Here is an 18,590-nt window from a genome sequence, read left to right on the forward strand (position 1 = left end):
AGGCCGGGACATGAAGTGATCCGGGCCACAGTGGGGACTGGTGCCGTGGACTGTAGGAGGCGGGCGACCGGCCGGCGCACGGCTGTGCCACCCTGTGGAACAGGTGCCGATCGTCACCGGCCGAGGTGTCGAGCACCTGCAATATGCATGTTTTTCCCGGCACTTCGCCCACCTCTCCCGGGGACGGGCGAGGTGGGCGAAGTGGCGGCGGGAGCGGTCAGTTGCCGCCCTTCGCGGCCGCCAGGTCGAGCGCGATGTCGACGATCATGTCCTCCTGGCCGCCGACGAGGCCCCGGCGGCCCACCTCCAGGAGCAGTGCACGGGCGTCGACCCCGTACCGTCCTGCGGCGGCCTCGGCGTGGCGCAGGAACGAGGAGTAGGCGCCCGCGTAGCCGAGGGTGAGCGTCTCCCGGTCGACCTGGACCGGGCGGTCCCGCAGTGGTCGGACCAGGTCGTCGGCGGCGTCCTGGAGGGCGAACAGGTCACAGCCGTGCTTCCAGTCCTGGATGTTCGCGACCGCGACGAACGCCTCGATCGGGCAGTTCCCGGCGCCGGCGCCCTGCCCGGCGAGCGACGCGTCGACCCGGGTGACCCCCTCTTCCACGGCGACCACGCTGTTGGCGACCGAGAGGGACAGGTTCTCGTGTGCGTGGATGCCGATCTCGGTGGCCGGGTCCAGCGCGTCGCGGTAGGCGCGGACCCGTTCGCGCACACCGTCCATGGTGAGCCGGCCGCCGGAGTCGGTGACGTACACGCAGTGCGCCCCGTACGACTCCATCAGCCGTGCCTGGGCGGCGAGTTCGGCGGCGGGAGCCATATGACTCATCATCAGGAACCCGGCGACGTCCATGCCCAGCTCGCGGGCCGTGGCGATGTGCTGCGCGGAGATGTCGGCCTCGGTGCAGTGCGTGGCGACGCGCACCGACCGGACACCGAGGGCGTGGGCGCGTTCCAGTTCGGCGATGGTGCCGATGCCGGGCAGGAGCAGGGTGGTGAGCACGGCACCGGTGAGGTTCTCGGCCGCCGCCTCGATCCACTCCCAGTCGGTGTGGCTGCCCGGCCCGTAGGTGACGGAGCCGCCGGCCAGTCCGTCGCCGTGGGCGACCTCGATCGCGTCGACCCCGGCGGCGTCGAGGGCCGCGACGATCCGTCCGACGTCGGCGGGGTCGATCCGGTGCCGGATGGCGTGCATGCCGTCCCGCAGGGTGACGTCCTGGATGTACAGCTTGCGCGTCATGGGCGGTCCTCCGGGGAAACGGCGTCGCGCCGGGCGATCGACTCGGCGACCCGCAGGGCGGCGGACGTCATGATGTCGAGATTCCCGGCGTAGGCGGGCAGGTAGTGGGCGGCGCCCTCGACTTCGAGAAACACCGACACCCGGGTGGTCACCGGCCCGGCGCCCGGCGGCACCAGGGTGTGCACCGGTTCGGTGCCGTCCACCGGGGTGAACTGCACCTGCTGCTTGAGCCGGTAGCCGGGGACGTACTGGGCGACCCGTTCGACCATGGCCTCGACCGACGCGCGGACGGCGTCGTGGTCGGCGTCCCCGATGAGGCAGAACACCGTGTCCCGCATGATGAGGGGTGGCTCGGCCGGGTTCAGGACGATGATCGCCTTGCCCCGGGAGGCGCCGCCGACGGACTCGATCGCGTGGGACGTGGTCTCGGTGAACTCGTCGATGTTGGCGCGCGTGCCCGGCCCCGCCGACCGGGAGGCGATGGAGGCGACGATCTCCGCGTAGGGGACCGGCGTCACCGCCGACACCGCCGCGACGACGGGGATGGTGGCCTGGCCGCCGCACGTCACCATGTTCACGTTCATGGCGTCCAGTTGGGCGTCCCCGTTGACCGGTGGCACGACGAACGGGCCGACGGCGGCGGGGGTGAGGTCGATGAGCCGCTTGCCGTAGGGCGCCAGCCGGGCGGCGTTGGCGAGATGGGCCTTGGCCGAGGTGGCGTCGAAGACGATGCCGATGTCGTCGAAGCCGGGCAGCGCGATCAGACCGTCCACGCCCTCGTGGGTGGTGGGCACCTTCAGCCGGGCGGCACGGGCGAGGCCGTCGGAGGCCGGGTCGATGCCGACCATGGCGCCCATCTCCAGGGTGTCCGACAGGCGCAGGATCTTGATCATCAGGTCGGTGCCGATGTTGCCCGACCCGATGACGGCGACCTTGGTCCTCTTCACGCGCCGCTCCCCTTCTCCTCGGAACTGCGGGGCCCGTCCGGCCTCTCGGAGAACACGGCACCGACCGTGCCCAGCGGATGGATCTCGGCCCGGATCCGGGCGCCGGGCGGCGCCGGGACCATCGGGCCGAGAGCTCCTGACAGGACGACCTGCCCGGCCCGCAGCGGCGCTCCGTACGCCTGGCAGGTACGGGCCAGCCAGGCGAGCGCGTTCAACGGGTCACCGAGACAGGCGGCGCCGTCACCCTCGGAGACCAGTTCGTCCTCGACGTACATGCGCATGGTGGCCTCGCGCGGCTCGAACGCGTCGAGGGTGACCCGGTGGTCGCCCAGCACGAACAGGCCGCTGGAGGCGTTGTCGGCGACGGTGTCGGTGAGGCATATGTCCCAGGCGGCGATACGGCTGTCGACGATCTCGATCGCCGCGACCGCGTATTCCACGGCGCTTCGGACACCGGCGGCGTCTAAGTCCCCGTCGGCCAGATCCTCGCCCAGGACGAAGGCGATCTCGGCCTCGGCCTTCGGCTGGAGCAGCCGCTGCGACGGGACCTCCCGCAGGGCCGAGACGTCCATGTCGGCGAACAGCACCCCGAAGTCGGGCTGGTCGACGCCGAGTTGCTTCTGCACAGCCGGGGAGGTGAGTCCGATCTTGCGCCCGACGACGACCGCGCCGCCGGCCAGCCTGCGCTCGGTGAGTTCCCGCTGCACGGCGTAGGCGGCATCGATGTCGTGTTCGCCGAGCAGATCGCGGACCGGAGGGACCGGGCGCCCGTCGTCCGCCGCGCCCGCCAGCCGTGCGGCGGCGCGCGCCACCGCGTACACATCAGCGGCCATGGCGATCACCGTCCCTTCGCGGTGGCCACGGCGAACCCGGCGATCCACGCGGGAATCGCCTCGTAGAACCGGGACGTCAGGTCGTACGGGCCGAAGGCGGCGAGGGAGGCGAAGGCGGCGATCCAGGTGCGGACCTCGTGGGCGGAGTTGCCGCCCGCCGTCGCCATGCCCTCGACGGTCCAGGTGTCGAACTCCGCCAGCTCGCCGTTCTCCAGGTGGTCGAGGAAGCGGTTGTCCCAGGCGGGGTTGAGGGGAATCATCGCGGACGAGCCGGCGGCGTAGTCGCGTCCGGCGGCGACGACCCTCTCTTCGCCCCTGGCGCGCTGCTCGGCGGTGGGCGGGCGGCCCTCGATGAGGGCGTCGGCGACCCTGGGGGGCGCCCCGTCCAGAACCGGCACGGGCGGATCGTGGGAGAGACCGCCGGAGGCCAGGAACAGCACCCTGCGGTCGAGTTCGGCCGCGGCCCGCCCGATCGCGGTGCCGAGCGCCCTCACCCGGCCGACCGGGCCGAGCGGCGTGGCCACACCGTTGACGAACACCGGCACCACGGGCACCTTGTCGATCCCGCCGAAGAGCACGTCCAGGGGTTGCGCGAACCCGTGGTCGACGGTCATCCGGGCCGACACCGTCAGATCGACGCCCCGGTCGAGCACACCCCGGGCCAGTGCCTTCGCGGCGGCGGTGTCGACCGCGAGCGGGCCCGCGGACGACCCGAAGTCACCCACCGCATGGGCCTCGGTGGCCAGGCAGAAGGGCGGCATCTCCCGGTAGAAGAAGCCGTTGTAGTGGTCGGGCGCGTAGAGGACGACCAGTTCCGGTTCGTACGCGCGGATGAACTCCCGGGCGCCCTCGACGGCCCGGTCGACCCGGGCCACGACCTCGGGATCGGGATCGTTCTTGCCGATGAGGGGCGAGTGGGACAGCCCCACGGCTGCTGCGGTCACGGCGGTTCCTTACTTCTGGGGGGTGCGTGGCCGGGCCGGGCCCGGCGGATGGACGACGAGCTTTCCGGTGAGACCGCCGTCGATCATGAGTTGGAAGCCCTTGTGGATCTCGGCGAGCGGCAGTGTCCGGTCGATGACCGGCCGGACCCCGGTGGCCTCCATCAGCCGCAGCATCGCCAGCAGTTCGACGCGGGTGGCGCCGGTGGAGCCGAGGACGCGCTGCTGGAGGTAGAAGATCCGCCCGAGGTCGGCGGGCGGGTTCATCCCGCTCGTCGCGCCGGCGACGACCACCGTGCCGCCGGGCCGGAGCGACTTCAGCGAATGGGACCAGGTGGCCTCACCGACGGTCTCGATCACCACGTCCACCCGTTCGGGCAGCCGTTCACCGGCGGCCACGGCTGCGCGGGCGCCCCAGGAGACGGCCTCGGCACGCTTGTCGGCGCTCCGGCTGGTGGCGTAGACGACGGCACCCGCGGCCACCGCCAGCCTGATGGCCGCGGAGGCGACACCGCCGCCCGCGCCCTGCACGAGCACCCGGTCACCGGCGGTGATCCGGGCCTGGGTGAACAGCATGCGGTAGGCGGTGGTCCAGGCGACCGGCAGGCAGGCGGCCTCGTCGAAGGTGAGCCAGGGCGGCTTCGGGACCAGGTTGCGGGCGGGAACGGACACGTACTCCGCGAACGCCCCGTCGTGTCGCTCGGACAGCAGCGCCCGGTCCGGGTCGAGTGTCTCGTCGCCCCGGCCCGCGTCCGGGTCGCCGATCACCGGGTGGACGATGACCTCATTGCCCTGCTCGTCGTAGCCGGCGGCGTCACACCCGAGGATGATCGGCAGCCGGTCGGGGGGATGGCCCACCCCCCGCAGCGTCCACACGTCGTGCATGTTCAGCGAGGAGGCCACCACGCGGACGCGTGACCAGCCGGGGCGCGGGGTCGGTTCGGGGACATCGCGCAGCACCAGCCCCGACAGCGGGTCGGCGGCGCTCTGGGAGATTGCGGTTGCGGCAAGCACGCGGCCACGGTCGCTCCGACCGGCCGACCTGCCCTAGTGCGTGTGCCGCTGGGCAGCACGGGTTCGGTGTACGCGCCAGTGATGCGCGACCGACGCGCCACGGCCGCGCCGCGGGCCGGGACAGTCCCGGCCCGCGGCGCGGCCGACGAGGTGGTGGAGGTGCCCGGCCCGCCGCCTCAGTGAGGCATGTCGTCCAGGGCGGTGGACAGTTCGGCGACGTCCGGTGGCTCGGCGGCGAACAGCACGACGCAGCCGCCCCCCGGTAGGTCCGCTTCCGTGATTCTGCGGAAGCCACCGTCCGCCAGGATCCGCTGGGCGTGGACGTCGCGCTCGTCCGGCGCGGCGATCACACGGCGGCAGCGCGCGTCGGCGGCGAAGAGCGCGGGAATCAGCACCCGCAGCAGGCCCGAGGCGGCGGACACGGGCCCGTGCGCCGCAGGCTCGTCGCGGTCACCACCGCAGCCTGCGCCGTCGTCGCCTTCGCCGCCGCCATCGTCGTCGAGCCATACGACGAGGTCGTGCTGGCCGTAGGGGTAACAGGCCCGCAACGGGTGGTGCCGGACTCGCTGGACCCGGACGAGGAGATCCACCCGTTCGTCACCGTCGCCGTGGGAGGCCGTGTAGCGGCGGGCGGGCGAACGGCCGACGGGCGGCGGCTCGTCGGCCGGCCGCAGGGACCAGCCGCCGCCCAGGGCGGTCGCCGGTGCGGTGTCGGGAAATGTGGCCATGACTCGTGCTTCCTGGGACGGCGGGTCAGGCCGTGGGAGTGCCCGGCGCACTCCGCCGCGCCGTCACCCACCGGCGCAGCTCGATCTTGTCCAGCTTGCCGCTGGCGTTACGGGGCAGCTCGCCGATGACCATGACGGCGGTGGGGAGTTTGTAGCGGGCCAAGTACCGGTCCGCGAACGCCCTCACCTCCTCCACCGTGGGCTCCGTGCCGGCCGCGCAGCTGACGACGGCGAGGACGGTCTCGCCCCACTTGGCGTCCGGCACTCCGACGACGGCGGCCTCCAGGATTCCGGGGTACTCCACGAGAACGCGCTCCACCTCGGCCGGGTAGACGTTCTCGCCGCCACTGATGATCATGTCCTTGAGGCGGTCGACGATGTAGTAGTGACCGTCCTTGTCCCGGTGGGCGATGTCCCCGGTGTGGAACCAGCCCATGTCGTCGAAGGCGGCCCGCGTGGCATCCGGGTTGTCCCAGTAGCCGGAGGTCACGTTGGGGCCCCGGACACAGATCTCGCCCCGGGTGTCCGGGCCGTCGATCCCGGCCCCGGTGCCCGGGTCCGTCAGCCGGATCTCGGTGTACGGCATCGCGAGGCCGGCCGATCCGGCCTTCTCCAGGGTCATCCGGGCGGGCAGATAGGTGGCGAACGGCGCTGTCTCGGTCAGCCCCCAGGCCTGCTGGAGCAGCAGGCCCGCCTCGCCGTAGTCCCTGATCAGCTGGGGCGGTACGGGAGCCCCCGCGACGACCGCGGAGCGCAGCGCACCGAGGTCGGCCTCGGCGAATCCGGGTGTCCGGGCGAGGGCCGCGTACATGGCGGGGACCGCGAAGAAGGTGTTCACACGGTGGTCGACGAGGTCCTGGAGGCACTGGACCGGATCGAAGGCCCGGCGCAGCACCACGGTGCCGCCACGCACCAGGGTGCGCAGGGTGAAGGCGTTGAGTCCGCCGATGTGGAACAGGGGGGCGAGGGCCAGGTTCACGTCGTCCGCGCGGGTGTCCACGACGGCGTCGACGTTCACCGCGTTCCACCAGAGGTTGCCGTGGGTGAGCATGACCCCCTTGGGCCGGCCCGTGGTGCCGGAGGTGTACATCAGGGCCGCGAGGGTGTCGTCCCGGAGCGCGACGGGCTCCCGCACGGGACGTCCCGGGCCGCGCAGCTCCGACAAGGGGGTCCAGGCGGGTGCGGGCTCGTGCGTGGCAGGGCACTCGGGGTCCGTGTCGACGAGCAGATGTCGCCGGGCGGGTACGTCGGCCAGGATCGACTCCACCAATGCGCGGTGGCCCTCCTCGACGACGACGGTGTGGGCTCCGCAGTCGTTCAGGATGTGACGGACCTCGTCGGCCGCGAGGCGGAAGTTCAGGGGAACGAAGACCGCGCCGAGGTGGGCCGCGGCGAACAACGTCTCCAGGAAGGTCACGCTGTTGAAGCCGAGGTAGGCGATCCGGTCCCCCCGGCGCAGACCGTGCTCGGACAGTCCGGCGGCGAACTCCTTCACGGTGCCGCTGAGTTGCGACGCGGAGACCTCACGGCCCTCGTAGACGACGGCGGGTGCCGTGGAGTACGGAGCCCTGCGATGCAGCGCGGCGGCGGGACTGATGTCGACGGCGGCCATGACGGCGGCTCCTTCGATGGCTGTCGGACGGAACACTCACAGGTGCGGGGGTCACAGGCCCGCGCCACCGGCGGGGGCGCGGAACCCGCGTACGGCGATGCCGCCGTCGGCGGGGATCACGGCTCCGGTGACGGTGCCGCTCTCGGTGCGGGAGGCCAGCAGGACGTACGGGCCGGTGAAGTCCTCCGGTTCTACGCTGGAGTCGTACAACGGGATCAGCGGCGTCGGCTTCTCACCGGAGAGGGCTTGCGCCTCCTCGTTCCTGGCGAAGGACGCGGCGAGCGTACGGTGGTGCAGACCGAGACTCTCGGGGCCGCGCAGCTGGGTGCGCATACCGCCGACGGCGACGCCGTTCACCCGGACCCTCGGCGCCAGTTCGAAGGCGAACTGACGCAACAGCCCGAGGCAGGCGTGCTTGCTGGCGGTGTAGAGGGAGCCGCCGCCGTCGGTGTGCAGGGAGGCGTTCGACAGGGTCATCACGATGCTGCCGCGCGTGGCGACCAGCTCCCGCCAGGCGGCCTCCACGGCCAGCGCGTACCCCTTGACGTTGATCGCGAAGATCTCGTCGAAGGTCTCGGCGAGTTCCTTGCCCGTCAGGCGGGTCACACTGCGGTGGTAGTCCCAGATCCCGGCGTTCGGGACGAGGATGTCGAGCTTGCCGAGCCGTTCGACGGTCGTCTCCACCGCCCGGTGCAGGTCGTCCGTGCTGCGTACGTCACCGGTGAGCGGCAGTACCCGGTCGCCCCGGTCGCCGGCGGCGCGCACCACCTCCTCCAGCTGCGCCGCCGTACGTCCGAGGATCGCGACGCGGGCGCCCTCGGCGAGGTAGCGCAGGGCCACTGCGCGGCCGATGCCGGAGCCGCCGCCGGTGATCAGAGCGACCTCGTCCTCCAGCCAGCCCTTGTTCATGGTCAGGCCTCCTTGAGGAAGTCGGTGACCAGGCGCTCGAACTCGGCCTGCCGCTCCAGTTGCACCCAGTGGCCGCAGCCGCCGAACACGTGCAGCTGGACGTCACGGATCTGCTTGAGCATGAGCTGTGCGCCGTCGAGGGTGATGGTGCGGTCGTCCCGGCCCCAGAGCAGGAGGGTGGACGCCTTGATCCGGTGGACGTCCTGCCAGAGCGGGTCCATGCCGTACCGCTTGGCGAAGGCCTTGTTGTACGCGTGGTAGAAGGCGATGTGGGACTCGTCGAGCGATGCCTCGTAGCGGGCCTGGGCGGTGTCCGTCCAGCGTTTGGGCTCGGCGGTCATCACACCGATGAAGTCACGCATCTTCTTCAGCGTCGGGCCCTCTCCGTTGTAGTAACGGAACATCGCCTTCTGCCCCTCGGTCGGGGTGGGCCCGAAGGGCAGCCAGCCGCCACCGGGGGCCATGAGCACCAGCTTTCCGACCCGCTCCGGCGCGGCGAGTGCCGTGGCGATGGCGGCGGCGCCGCCCAGGCTGTTGCCCAGCAGGTGGAATCGGTCGATGCCGAGGATGTCCAGGGTCTGCAGCAGCGCGTCGACGGTGATCTCGGTGATGCTGCGGGCGTCCAGGTCCGCCTCGGTGGGCCGGTAGCTGCCGCCGAAGCCCGGCTGGTCGGGCAGGACCACGCGGAAGCGGGGGGCGAGAGCCGCCAGGTTCTGGCGGTAGTTGGCGACCGCGCTCGCACCGGGGCCGCCACCGTGCAGCATCACCAGCGCCGGCCCTTCGCCGGTCTCGCTGACCGCGACGGGCCCGAGCGTGGTCCGCACCGTGTGCTCGACGAGCTTCGGTTCTTCGGTCTGGTCTGTGCCCACGAGAGGTCTCCCGGTCGTTCGTTCATCCGGTCGTTCGTTCGACCGGTCGCTGTTCATCCGCCGTCCGTTCGTCCAGCCGTCCGGGGCGGGTGGTCCGGTCAGAGGAAAGTGCTGATGTTCTTGGCGAGCAGGACGTTCTGGTCGAGCAGGATCGTGCGGCGGGCGATGAGCAGCCTTCCGTCGTCCGGGGCGCGGCGCAGCAGGTCGGTACGGCCACCGGCGTAGAGGTCGACCTCCCGCTCCAGACGGTTGCGGTAGCAGAGGAACGCCGATTCGGCGACGTACTCCCCCGGCTCCTCGGCGGCCCGGACCGTGACGTTGGTGATCAGGTGCCGGGACCTGGAGGGTGGGTCCTCGGCCCATGCCATGCCCGAGTCGAACCGGCGGATCCGCCAGGCCAGACTCGCCTTGGTCTCGTCGAAGATCGCCACTTCGCCGGGTGCCCCGTCGGCCAGCGCCTGCTGCCGCCGCAGCCGGTTGGTGCGCACCGGCGCCCAGTAGTGCAGATCCTCCGCGAACAGTTCCAGCCAATCCGCGTAGCGATGCTGGTCGAGCAACTGCGCCTCACGGGCGTACAGCCGCTGTGCTTCGAAGTGCAGTCGAATCTCGGGATCGAACGCGGCCTCACCGAACGCTGCCTCCGTCCCGGCGACTACCGACCCTGGTGCCTGACTACTCATCGGTGGTTCCTCCTGCGGGCCTGACTGCTTGCAGGCATTCCAACGCGGAGTACGCGGCACGGGGAGGGCGTGTGCCACGGAGCGGCACAGGTGCCGGGCATCCGTCGGGCGCGCCCACGAGGTGCGCCCGACGGATGCCCGGGGTCAGCGCCTGAGGAGGGCCCGCAGGTCGGTGTGCTCGTCGGTCAGGTCCCTGGGGGACACATGGACCCCCCGGTCGATGAGACGCCGGGCGGCCTTGATGTCCCGGGACCGGTCGATGGCGGCGGCCGCGACCAGCCGGTCTCCGCGCAGGCCGAAGACGGTGAAGGCGCCCTTGTCCGGGTCGCCGCGCCGTACGTGCCGCCAGGCGTCCGCCATGACGCCGACCGCCTCCAGACGAGAGCCGTGCCGGTCGGACCAGAACCAGGGCGCGCCCACGTCGGGCACCGGGCGGTCCAGGATGCCCAGGGCCGCGGCCTCGCCGTCCCGCTGGGCGGCCTCCCAGTGCTCGTGCCGCACGGGGTGACCGTCCAGGCGGGCCACGTCGCCGACGGCGAAGACGTTCGGGTGGGACGTGCGTTGCCCGGCCCGGACGACGACCCCGTTGTCGACCCGCAGTCCTGCCGCCTCGGCGGCTTCCGTGGCCGGGCTGATGCCGATGCCGGCCACCACGGTGTCGGCGGCGAGGGTGCCGCCGTGCCCGGTGAGACGTACGACAACGCCCTGGGGGCTCCGCTCCACGCTCACCACGCCGGCGGTGACCACGTCGATGCCCTCGGCGGCGTGTCTGCGGTGCAGCGCGCCGGCGATGTCACCGCCGACGGCCGCTGCCAGTGGCACCGGCACGGGGTCCACCAGGGTGACCCGGCAGCCCAGGGCCACCGCGACGGCGGCGGTCTCGGCGCCGATCAGGCCGGCGCCGACGACGATCACCCGGGCTCCGGGCAACAGCCGTCGGCGAAGGTGCTCGGCGTCCTCCCAGGTCCGCAGGGAATGGACCGCCGGATCGTCGCCGCCGGGCACCGACAGCGGGCGCGGTGTGCCTCCCGTGGCCAGCACGATCCGGTCGGCTGTGGCGAGCGTGCCGTCGGCCAGTTCCACGCCGCCCAGCTGGGGGCGGATCGCGCGGACCCGGGCGCCCTCTCGCAGCTCTACGCGCCGCTCGCCGTACCACTGTTCGGGCCGCAGCAGGATGTTCTCGCGCCGGGCCTTGCCGAGCAGGACGTCCTTGCTCAGCGGCGGCCGGTCGTAGGGCAGGCCGTGCTCGGCGGAGTAGAGGGTCAGTTCCCCGTCGTAGCCCTGGGCGCGCAGCGCGTCGCAGGTGGAGACGGCGGCCAGGCCGGCCCCGACGACGCCGATCCGCCGGGGCGAGGACGGTGGGGGGCTCATGGGGCGGACTCCGCACCGGACCGGGGCAGGTGGAGCCAGATGGCGTCGTCACGGACCTCGACGCGGTGGGTGCGCACCGCGAGGGTGGCGGGCATGCACTGCGGCTCGCCCGACTTCAGACAGAAGCGGGCGCTGTGCACCGGGCACTCGACCTCGCCGTCCTCGATCCAGCCCTCGGACAGGGACGCCTGGCCGTGCGAGCAGGTGTCGTCCAGGGCGTAGTAGATGCCGCGGTCGTGGAAGACGGCGATGGCGTCGTCGTGACCGCTGGTTTCGGGCGGCACCTTGAGCGCCTCGCCGTCCTCGATGTCGCCGACGGTGGCCACGCGCACAGCGGTGCCGCTCGTGTTCGTGCTCATCAGGTGTCCTTCTCTTCGCTCTCGGGCGTCTCGTGCCAGGCGGGCGTGTTCATCAGGTCGCGCCAGCGGGCGTACATGCCGCGAGCGGCGCCGTCGGTGTAGAGGCGGCCGGTGGTGCCCGGATGGACACCGTCCTCGGCGTCCAGTCCCAGGCCCATCTGGTAGTTGAGGGTCATAGAGCCGGAGACGAAGCCGTGTGCCGTGGCCTGGCACTCGCTCCAGTTCTCGCCGTCGTCCTGCTCGAAGATGCCCGTGGGCCCGAAGGTGCGCAGGTTGTACAGCCGTTGGGCGTCCTTCACCTCGTCCGGCATGGACCTGTCCACGAGGGTCCAGGCCCAGACCTCCATCCGGTCCGGGCCCTTGGGGTGCCAGACCCGGATGGAGCCGTTGACCGGGAGGTAGGAGAAGTTGGGGAAGACGGTGGCGTGCCCGGTGGTCATCGGGCCTTCCACCCGGGCGTCACCGAGCCGCTCGCGCAGCGCCTCGTAGTCGTAGTGGGCGTGCACGATCCGGTCGTCGAAGCGGCTCTTGGGGTGCGTCGGGAAGCCGTGCCCGTGGCCGAGCGGATCGGTGTACTGCCGTCCCGGGGTCTGCACGATGTCCGTCTTGGGTCCCTTGCCCGTCGGTGACATGACCATCAGCGCGGAGGCGTGCGAGACGTTGACGTGGTACCAGTCGGAGGCGAACTGCTCGGCCGCCAGCTTCCAGTTGCCCTCCAGCACCCACTTGTGCACCCCGCCGACGACCTCGGTGCCCTCCGGATCACGGTCCAGCATCGCGTCCATGTACCAGGTCATCCCGCCCAGCGCCTCGACGAGCGGCGGCGCCTCCGGGTTCCAGGTGGCGAAGACCAGCCCCTTGTACGAGTCGAGCCCGGCGACCTCCAGCAGTCCCCACCGGTCCTGCTCGAAATGGTCCGGATAGTCGTCCTGGTTGGGGACGTTGACGAGCCTGCCCGACGTGTCGTACGACCAGCCGTGGTAGCTGCATGTGAACGCCTTGGTCGCCCCGGCGTCGGCACGGCAGACCCGCATCCCGCGGTGCCGGCAGGCGTTGAGGAACGCCCGCAGCTTGCGGTCGCGGCCCATCGCGACGATGACCGGGTCCTCACCCATGTAGGTGGTGAAGAAGTCGCCGGGCTTGGTGAACTGGCTCTCATGGGCGAGGAACAGCCAGCTCGGCGCGAAGACCCGGCGCAGCTCCTGCTCGTACAGGGCCCGGTCGCTGAAGATCGTGCGGTCGACCAGCCCGCGGTCCAGGTCGAAGCAGGCACTCACGTCGGCGGAGGGGCGCGGGACACCGGGAAGACGGTCCACGGGCCCTGTGGGTGCGGAGGTCATCGCCGGACCTCCTCGGCGCCGGTCGAGGCGAGGCCCGGGCGGCCGGGTGCCGGGGCGTGTACAGGCGCGCGTGCGGGTACCGGCACGGAGGCCAGGCGTCCGGATCCGGCGCGTGGGTCCCTCACGGCGCCCGACCCCCCAGGTCGCGCTGCGCGTCGGTGCCGACGCCCACGGCCTGCTGAACGGGGCGTCGGCACTGCGGTGTCGAGTCGGTGCATGGGCTCAGCAGACGCCGATCGCGAAGGCCCGGCACAGCCCGTGTGCCGCGATGCGGCACACCGAATCAGGTGGCCCACGCACCTTTCCCACCCGTTTACAACGCGGGCAGGGGGTCTCTAGATTGGACGCGCGTCCATTTTGATGGCTGCTTCGCACCGTTCCGGGAGCCCCCCATGTCAGTTCACTCCCCCCTGGCCCAACTCATCGAGAGCCCCCTCGAAGACCCTTCGTTCGCGGACGATTCCCTCACGGACGCGGACGGTTCGCACTCCCCCGGGCGGACGGCCCGGTCGGACCAACGGACCGCGGTCGACAAGGCACTCGTCCTGCTCAAGTCGCTCGCCGAGGAGGACCGCGAGATCGGCGTGAGCGAGCTGGCCCGCCGCACCCGACTCACCAAGTCGACCGCGTTCCGGCTGTTGGGCATCCTTCAGCGCAACGACCTGGTCGAACGGGTCGGCAGCGACTACCGGCTCGGCGCCCAGCTCTTCGACATCGGCACCCGGGTCTACGGCCCGACCTCCCTGCTGCTGCGCGAGCGACTGTTACCGCATCTCGCGGACCTGTACGTACTGACCCAGGAGACCGTGCACCTCGCGGTCCTGCACGACACCGACATCGTGTACGTCAACAAGATCCACGGGCACCGGGCCACCCGCTCCCCCTCCCATATCGGCGCCCGCCTGCCGGCATACTGCACGGCCGTCGGCAAGGCCCTGCTCGCCTTCGACCACGACGCCATGGAAGCGGCGATCTCGGCGGGGCTGCCGAAGCTCACCGACCACACGATCACCGACCCGGCCGCCTTCCGCGCCGAACTACGGCGCATCCGCCAGGAAGGCATCGCGCACGACCGCCAGGAAGCCGCCCTCGGCCTCGCCTGTGTCGCCGTGCCGGTCATGGGGCCCACAGGTCAACCGGTCGCGGCCCTCTCCGTCGCCGGCGCGGACCACCGCTTCGACCGGGCCCGCTTCGCCCCCGCTCTGCGCCGCGTCGCCTACGAGGCGGCACGGGCGATCAACGCGGCCACCAAGGCCCAGCGGCGTGCACCGTCGGGCGCCGAGTGCAGGCCCACCCTCTGACCGTCACCGACCTTGTTCGGCCCGGCTGGGTTCTGGCCATCGCGTGACGCCGCGTCCGGCGCCCCACTCGTGACCGACATGAGCTCGGAACGGGAGTGCACCCCTGTGGGACCGGTGGAGCAAGCATGCGTGCGTGCAACGGTTGCGGCGGACCGGATCGGCCATGGAGAAACGACGACGCCAGGGCCTGCCCGCATGCGGACGCCCGCTCCCATCCTCGCCTGACTTCGGGTGCGGACGGGAGCGGCGGCGTCGAGAACCGGACACCGACTCGAGCCCGGCGTCGACCGGAGGGAGAGCAAGGGGATCCGAGTGCCCGAAACGCGATCTCCCCTGCGGCCGGGGCTTCTTCGTGCAGTCCGTGACGGCATCGTCGTCGCGCTCCACCACGCCGCGGGCCGAGGCACGGTGGCCGAAGTCGTGGCGACGGGGAGTCGCGCAGGCGCCGACGGCCGCTCCCGTGCAATCGGCAGGGGCCGGGTCAGAGGGCTACGTCACCGTGGGTCCGCACCCTGTTCGTACTCCCGGACCCGGTGCCGGGCTGCACCCGCGGCACGCTCACCACGATGTGCACCAGGCTCTCCCCCTCCAGCGACTGATAGACGTGCGGCCTGTCGCCCGGGTAGCGCACGAAGTCACCGCTGCACAACTCCACCGGGCTGTCGGCCGGTCCCACCCGCACCCGGCCACTGATCACGTACAAGTGCTCCAGCGTGCCCACCGGGTGGGGCTCGGTCGGCTTCCTCGTGCCGTCCGGATCGAGGCCGACGCGTACGAGATAGTTCTCGATGACACCGGAGCCGTAGACATGGTCCAACGCCCGCGTCTCGTACCCCTCGTGTTCCATCCAGACGACATCGGCACCGCGTTGTACCGTCATCACCTGCTCGCGCTCGGCCACCAGCCGGGTCACCGGCACGCCCAGCGCCGTCGCGATCGAGAACAACGTGTCCACGGTCGGGTTACCGGTGCCCTGTTCCAGGTTGGACAGGGTCTGTTTGGCGAGGCCCGCCTGCCGGGCCAATCCGGCCAGGGACAGACCCCGCTGCTCCCTGAGATGGCGCACGTTGCGCGCGACGACGGCAGTTCCTGAGGACACCACACCACTGTAAGCGGGCACGACCCTCCTCACGGTCTGCGGGCGCACGCTGCGTTCGTCGGCGGCGCCGACGTCGGCATCCCGGCATCGGCTCCGGCCATCGGCAGGCACGATCAGGCCCCCGCCACTCTCTCCGCGACCCCGCGCCCTTCCGGGGCGATGCGCGCACCTGGTGCGGCATCGGCCCGGTCCGCTGATCCGGGGAGTACCGAGCCGAGCCAGCCGAGCAGGAATCCGGCCGGGATCGCCACGAGCCCCGGGTTGCGCAGCGGGAACACCGCGAAGTCCAGGTGCGGCAACAGCGCGACCGCGTTCCCGGACACCTGGGGCGACAGACCCATCAGCGTCACGGAGGTCAGCAGACCACCGTAGATGCTCCAGGTCGCGCCCCGCGTGGTGAACTTCTTCCAGAACATGCTGTACAGCAGGGCGGGAACGATCGCCGAGGCCGCCACGGCGAATGCCAGTCCGATGAGGAACGAGACATTGAGGCTGCGCGCGAACACGGCCAGCACCGTGGCGGTCGTACCGACCACCACGGCCGCCCCGCGCGCGACGAGCAGCTCCCGGCTCCCGGACGCCGTGCCCCGGGTGAGGAAGGCACCGTAGATGTCGTGGGCCAGCGAGGTCGCGGCGGCGAGCGTGACACCCGCCACGACGGCCAGGACGGTGGCGAACGCCAGGCAGGCGACAAAGGTGAGCAGGAGTGATCCGCCGATGTTCGCGGCGAGAAGCAGCACGGCCGTGTTGCCGGAAGGGCTGTCCCCCGCGATCACCTGAGAGCCGACGAGGGCCGCGGCACCGAAGCCGAGCACGACGGCGGCCAGATAGAACGCGACCGTCAACAGGGCCGCGTAGTGGACCGATCGACGTGCGCCGCTCGCCGTGGGCACGGTACTGATGCGCATGAGCAGATGCGGCAGACCGGCGGCTCCGACGAGGAGCGCCAACTGCTCGCTCAAGGAGTCCAGTTGCGTCGATCCGCCGCCGAAGCGGAGGCCCGGGACGAGGAAGTCGTCACCGTGACCGCTTCCCCTCGCGGCCGAACTCAGCAACGCCCCGGGGCTGAAGTCGAACCTGGCCAGGACCAGCAGCGCGAGGGCGATACCGCCGCCCACGAGCAGCACCGCCTTGATCGTCTGGACCAGCGTGGCCGCCCGCATCCCGCCCAGGACGATGTAGAGGACCATGAGCGCGCCGAGGCCCGCGGACACGGCTCCTTCCATGCCCCGCCCGGCCGAGCCCAGGATGCCCACCGTGAGCGCACTGGCTCCGACGAGTTGGGCGATCAGGTACAGCAGGCAGACGACGAGTGTCGCGACACCTGCCGCGAGATGCACCGGGCGGGACCGCAGACGGCGCGCGAGACGGTCACCGATGGTGAACTCGCTGGTGCTGTGGTAGCGCTCCACCACCAGCAGGAGAATGACGATCCATGAGACGGCCGGTCCCAGGACGGAGAGCGTGCCGTCGTACCCGGTGAGCGCGATCAGACCGGGGCTGCCCAGCAGGGCCGCCGCGGACATGACGTCCCCGAACAGGGCGAGACCGTTGTGCGCGGGCTTGAGTTGGCCGTCGCTGACGTAGAACTCGGTCACCGTGCCCCGCCGAGGGCCGGCCCACATCACGAGGAACAGGGCGCAGACGAGGAAGACGAAGAAGACGGGCAGATCGGCTGTGACGTAGGACCCCGTCATGGGCGGTGCTCCAGTCTCGCGCCCGGCGTTCCCGGGTTCTCGACGAGCGAGTCGATCGAGGTTCTGCAGTACCGGGCATACCACTGGACCCATGCCGCGACGGCGACGAGCTGGACCAGACCGAGCAGGAGCCCTACGTTCAACCAGCTCCCCATTACTGGCGTGCCCATGACACTCTTGGCCGACTCCCCCAGACAGCTGATCACCAGATACAGGCCGATCACAGGGGCAGCGGCGAGAATCGCGCGGCGCCCCGGCCGCGCCATGCGCTCCGAGCGCGCGGACTGGAGGGCGTCAAGCAGAGTGACGCCCGAGCACCAGGGCAGGGTGTGGTCGTAGGGGTGACGGTGAGCCAGGTCCGCGGCGATCCGCAGGGCCCATGCGCGCCGTTCCTGGACGACGGCCGCCGTGTGCGCGGTCCTCTGGGCGCGCAAGGACTGTCCGTACCAGGTGCCGAGGTCGACCGCGCTTCCGTACGACCGGTGGCAGTCGTTGATCGCCCGGCTCAGATCGCCCTCGGAGTGGAGGTGTCCGTGGTCGAGTGGGCTCAGGTACAGCAGCACGGCCACGAACGGGTCCTGTAAGGAGTCATCGGGCTGTAACGCCCGGTGAGGTGGAGGAGGATCGTGGGGACGCTTCTCTTGCGGATTCATGAACAGCTCTTCATCGTGGTCGGTTGTCTGGACGCCGGACTGGAGACCTCTTGGGCGCGGCCGGCCCTCAAGCCGACCCTCTTCGTGGAGCGGCGCGCCGGAAGTCGCCGGACTCCCGGGCAGAGGTGCTGTTGCGCGTGATGGTGCAGCGCCGGACATCACACAGCATGCGACCGGTGTCTCATAGCGCGCGTGCCACCATGCAGCACACGAGCTTCCGTGCGGCCGCGCAGCGGCTCGCCCTGCGGACGGGCGACCCGTTCACCGGGGCGCGGCCGGCGGGGCAGCCGGGCAACGCGGCACGCAACCTCGCCCTCCCGTCAGATCTGGACTCGCTGCGGCGAGAAGATGCAACGGGAACAACACCCCTCCCGAACGCTCTAGTTGTCACATCAACTAACATGTCTCGAGAGCGGGCCGGCGGCTACCGCGCGCGGACGGCGCGCGGCCTCGGCCCCACCCCGGGGAGGCGCGAAGTGAGCGAGCACGTCAACGGATCCGCACCACGCAGGATCTTCGTCGACAAACAGAGCCCCCAGGCCTTTCAGGCCATGGTGAAGGCATCGGAGGCGGTGAGCGCGACCGCTACGGAGGCGGGCATCGACCGTACGACCGTGGAGCTGATCAACCTCCGCGTGTCGCAGGTGAACGGCTGCGCCTTCTGCCTCGACCTGCACACCCGAAGGGCGCTGCGCGCGGGCGAGTCGGCGCAGCGACTGGGGGTCCTGACGGCTTGGCGGGACACCGGTCTGTTCACCCCCTCGGAGCGCGCGGCGCTGGCACTGGCGGAGGCGACGACCGACATCACCGACTCCGCCGCCCAGGAGGCTGCGTACGAGACCGCCCGCCGGGTGCTCACCGAGGACCAGATCTCGGCAGTGATCTGGGTGGCCATCACCATCGGCGCTTTCAATCGCGTGTCCATCTTGAGCAAGCACCCCGTGGAAACACCCCGCCGAAGTCCTGCGGACATGTGATGGACGAGCGCGGCCGTCGGACT

General features: G+C 71.2%; 18 protein-coding genes. 2 read left to right on the forward strand and 16 right to left on the reverse strand.

Annotated elements, in window-relative coordinates:
* Window positions 1-217: 217 nt before the first annotated feature.
* From dmpG to ACZ9QC_RS00765, 13 genes are all read right to left on the reverse strand, one after another.
* Window positions 218-1,237, reverse strand: a complete 1,020-nt coding sequence (gene dmpG, locus ACZ9QC_RS00705; protein ID WP_472918251.1) for a 4-hydroxy-2-oxovalerate aldolase — start codon at window positions 1,235-1,237, stop codon at window positions 218-220.
* Window positions 1,234-2,184 carry an acetaldehyde dehydrogenase (acetylating) gene (locus tag ACZ9QC_RS00710; RefSeq protein ID WP_472918252.1) on the reverse strand — a complete coding sequence of 317 codons (951 nt, stop codon included), beginning with the start codon at window positions 2,182-2,184 and terminating at the stop codon, window positions 1,234-1,236. The genes dmpG and ACZ9QC_RS00710 overlap by 4 nt, the downstream gene beginning before the upstream one ends.
* Window positions 2,181-3,017: a 2-keto-4-pentenoate hydratase gene (locus ACZ9QC_RS00715; RefSeq protein ID WP_472918253.1), complete on the reverse strand. Its 837-nt coding sequence runs from the start codon at window positions 3,015-3,017 to the stop codon at window positions 2,181-2,183. The genes ACZ9QC_RS00710 and ACZ9QC_RS00715 overlap by 4 nt, the downstream gene beginning before the upstream one ends.
* A gap of 5 nt (window positions 3,018-3,022) precedes the next feature.
* Window positions 3,023-3,961, reverse strand: a complete 939-nt coding sequence (locus tag ACZ9QC_RS00720) for a 3-carboxyethylcatechol 2,3-dioxygenase (protein ID WP_472918254.1) — start codon at window positions 3,959-3,961, stop codon at window positions 3,023-3,025.
* A gap of 9 nt (window positions 3,962-3,970) precedes the next feature.
* On the reverse strand, window positions 3,971-4,972 hold the full coding sequence (locus ACZ9QC_RS00725; protein ID WP_472918255.1) for a zinc-binding dehydrogenase: 1,002 nt from the start codon (window positions 4,970-4,972) through the stop codon (window positions 3,971-3,973).
* A gap of 176 nt (window positions 4,973-5,148) precedes the next feature.
* Window positions 5,149-5,700, reverse strand: a complete 552-nt coding sequence (locus tag ACZ9QC_RS00730) for a GNAT family protein (protein ID WP_472918256.1) — start codon at window positions 5,698-5,700, stop codon at window positions 5,149-5,151.
* A 25-nt stretch (window positions 5,701-5,725) separates the two neighbouring features.
* Window positions 5,726-7,312, reverse strand: coding sequence for an acyl-CoA synthetase (locus ACZ9QC_RS00735; protein ID WP_472918257.1), 1,587 nt, complete (start codon window positions 7,310-7,312; stop codon window positions 5,726-5,728).
* A gap of 51 nt (window positions 7,313-7,363) precedes the next feature.
* Window positions 7,364-8,221, reverse strand: coding sequence for an SDR family NAD(P)-dependent oxidoreductase (locus ACZ9QC_RS00740; protein WP_472918258.1), 858 nt, complete (start codon window positions 8,219-8,221; stop codon window positions 7,364-7,366).
* A gap of 2 nt (window positions 8,222-8,223) precedes the next feature.
* Window positions 8,224-9,090, reverse strand: coding sequence for an alpha/beta fold hydrolase (locus ACZ9QC_RS00745; RefSeq protein ID WP_472918259.1), 867 nt, complete (start codon window positions 9,088-9,090; stop codon window positions 8,224-8,226).
* A 98-nt stretch (window positions 9,091-9,188) separates the two neighbouring features.
* Window positions 9,189-9,770, reverse strand: coding sequence for a 3-phenylpropionate/cinnamic acid dioxygenase subunit beta (locus ACZ9QC_RS00750; protein WP_472918260.1), 582 nt, complete (start codon window positions 9,768-9,770; stop codon window positions 9,189-9,191).
* A 144-nt stretch (window positions 9,771-9,914) separates the two neighbouring features.
* On the reverse strand, window positions 9,915-11,141 hold the full coding sequence (locus tag ACZ9QC_RS00755; protein ID WP_472918261.1) for an NAD(P)/FAD-dependent oxidoreductase: 1,227 nt from the start codon (window positions 11,139-11,141) through the stop codon (window positions 9,915-9,917).
* Window positions 11,138-11,500: a bifunctional 3-phenylpropionate/cinnamic acid dioxygenase ferredoxin subunit gene (locus ACZ9QC_RS00760; protein ID WP_472918262.1), complete on the reverse strand. Its 363-nt coding sequence runs from the start codon at window positions 11,498-11,500 to the stop codon at window positions 11,138-11,140. The genes ACZ9QC_RS00755 and ACZ9QC_RS00760 overlap by 4 nt, the downstream gene beginning before the upstream one ends.
* A complete protein-coding gene (locus ACZ9QC_RS00765; protein ID WP_472918263.1) occupies window positions 11,500-12,840 on the reverse strand; it encodes an aromatic ring-hydroxylating dioxygenase subunit alpha in 1,341 nt (446 codons plus the stop codon). The genes ACZ9QC_RS00760 and ACZ9QC_RS00765 overlap by 1 nt, the downstream gene beginning before the upstream one ends.
* A 392-nt stretch (window positions 12,841-13,232) precedes the next feature.
* Between ACZ9QC_RS00765 and ACZ9QC_RS00770 the strand changes: the two genes are divergently transcribed.
* Window positions 13,233-14,141, forward strand: a complete 909-nt coding sequence (locus tag ACZ9QC_RS00770) for an IclR family transcriptional regulator (protein ID WP_472918264.1) — start codon at window positions 13,233-13,235, stop codon at window positions 14,139-14,141.
* Window positions 14,142-14,622: 481 nt separating this feature from the next.
* On the opposite strand, the gene ACZ9QC_RS00775 is transcribed toward ACZ9QC_RS00770, so the two are convergent.
* From ACZ9QC_RS00775 to ACZ9QC_RS00785, 3 genes are all read right to left on the reverse strand, one after another.
* Complete coding sequence (locus ACZ9QC_RS00775; RefSeq protein WP_472918265.1) at window positions 14,623-15,240, reverse strand: helix-turn-helix domain-containing protein; 618 nt, start codon at window positions 15,238-15,240, stop codon at window positions 14,623-14,625.
* Window positions 15,241-15,353: 113 nt separating this feature from the next.
* Window positions 15,354-16,937, reverse strand: coding sequence for a solute symporter family protein (locus ACZ9QC_RS00780; RefSeq protein ID WP_472918266.1), 1,584 nt, complete (start codon window positions 16,935-16,937; stop codon window positions 15,354-15,356).
* The gene (locus ACZ9QC_RS00785) at window positions 16,934-17,506 is read right to left on the reverse strand and encodes a DUF485 domain-containing protein (protein WP_472918267.1); all 573 of its coding nucleotides are present in this window, start codon (window positions 17,504-17,506) and stop codon (window positions 16,934-16,936) included. Before ACZ9QC_RS00785 ends, ACZ9QC_RS00780 begins: the two co-directional genes overlap by 4 nt.
* A 635-nt stretch (window positions 17,507-18,141) precedes the next feature.
* Between ACZ9QC_RS00785 and ACZ9QC_RS00790 the strand changes: the two genes are divergently transcribed.
* The gene (locus tag ACZ9QC_RS00790; protein WP_472921974.1) at window positions 18,142-18,567 is read left to right on the forward strand and encodes a carboxymuconolactone decarboxylase family protein; all 426 of its coding nucleotides are present in this window, start codon (window positions 18,142-18,144) and stop codon (window positions 18,565-18,567) included.
* The last annotated feature ends 23 nt before the right edge of the window (window positions 18,568-18,590 follow it).

Source organism: Streptomyces sp. HUAS MS02, from assembly GCF_055702265.1.

Bases quoted from the DNA above. Each gene is read 5' to 3' on its own strand.
- ACZ9QC_RS00765 (WP_472918263.1), bottom strand. From the start codon at position 12,840: ATGACCTCCGCACCCACAGGGCCCGTGGACCGTCTTCCCGGTGTCCCG.
- ACZ9QC_RS00755 (WP_472918261.1), bottom strand. From the start codon at position 11,141: ATGAGCCCCCCACCGTCCTCGCCCCGGCGGATCGGCGTCGTCGGGGCC.
- ACZ9QC_RS00780 (WP_472918266.1), bottom strand. From the start codon at position 16,937: ATGACGGGGTCCTACGTCACAGCCGATCTGCCCGTCTTCTTCGTCTTC.
- ACZ9QC_RS00715 (WP_472918253.1), bottom strand. From the start codon at position 3,017: ATGGCCGCTGATGTGTACGCGGTGGCGCGCGCCGCCGCACGGCTGGCG.
- ACZ9QC_RS00760 (WP_472918262.1), bottom strand. From the start codon at position 11,500: ATGAGCACGAACACGAGCGGCACCGCTGTGCGCGTGGCCACCGTCGGC.
- ACZ9QC_RS00790 (WP_472921974.1), top strand. From the start codon at position 18,142: ATGGTGAAGGCATCGGAGGCGGTGAGCGCGACCGCTACGGAGGCGGGC.
- ACZ9QC_RS00730 (WP_472918256.1), bottom strand. From the start codon at position 5,700: ATGGCCACATTTCCCGACACCGCACCGGCGACCGCCCTGGGCGGCGGC.
- dmpG (WP_472918251.1), bottom strand. From the start codon at position 1,237: ATGACGCGCAAGCTGTACATCCAGGACGTCACCCTGCGGGACGGCATG.
- ACZ9QC_RS00740 (WP_472918258.1), bottom strand. From the start codon at position 8,221: ATGAACAAGGGCTGGCTGGAGGACGAGGTCGCTCTGATCACCGGCGGC.
- ACZ9QC_RS00750 (WP_472918260.1), bottom strand. From the start codon at position 9,770: ATGAGTAGTCAGGCACCAGGGTCGGTAGTCGCCGGGACGGAGGCAGCG.
- ACZ9QC_RS00735 (WP_472918257.1), bottom strand. From the start codon at position 7,312: ATGGCCGCCGTCGACATCAGTCCCGCCGCCGCGCTGCATCGCAGGGCT.
- ACZ9QC_RS00770 (WP_472918264.1), top strand. From the start codon at position 13,233: ATGTCAGTTCACTCCCCCCTGGCCCAACTCATCGAGAGCCCCCTCGAA.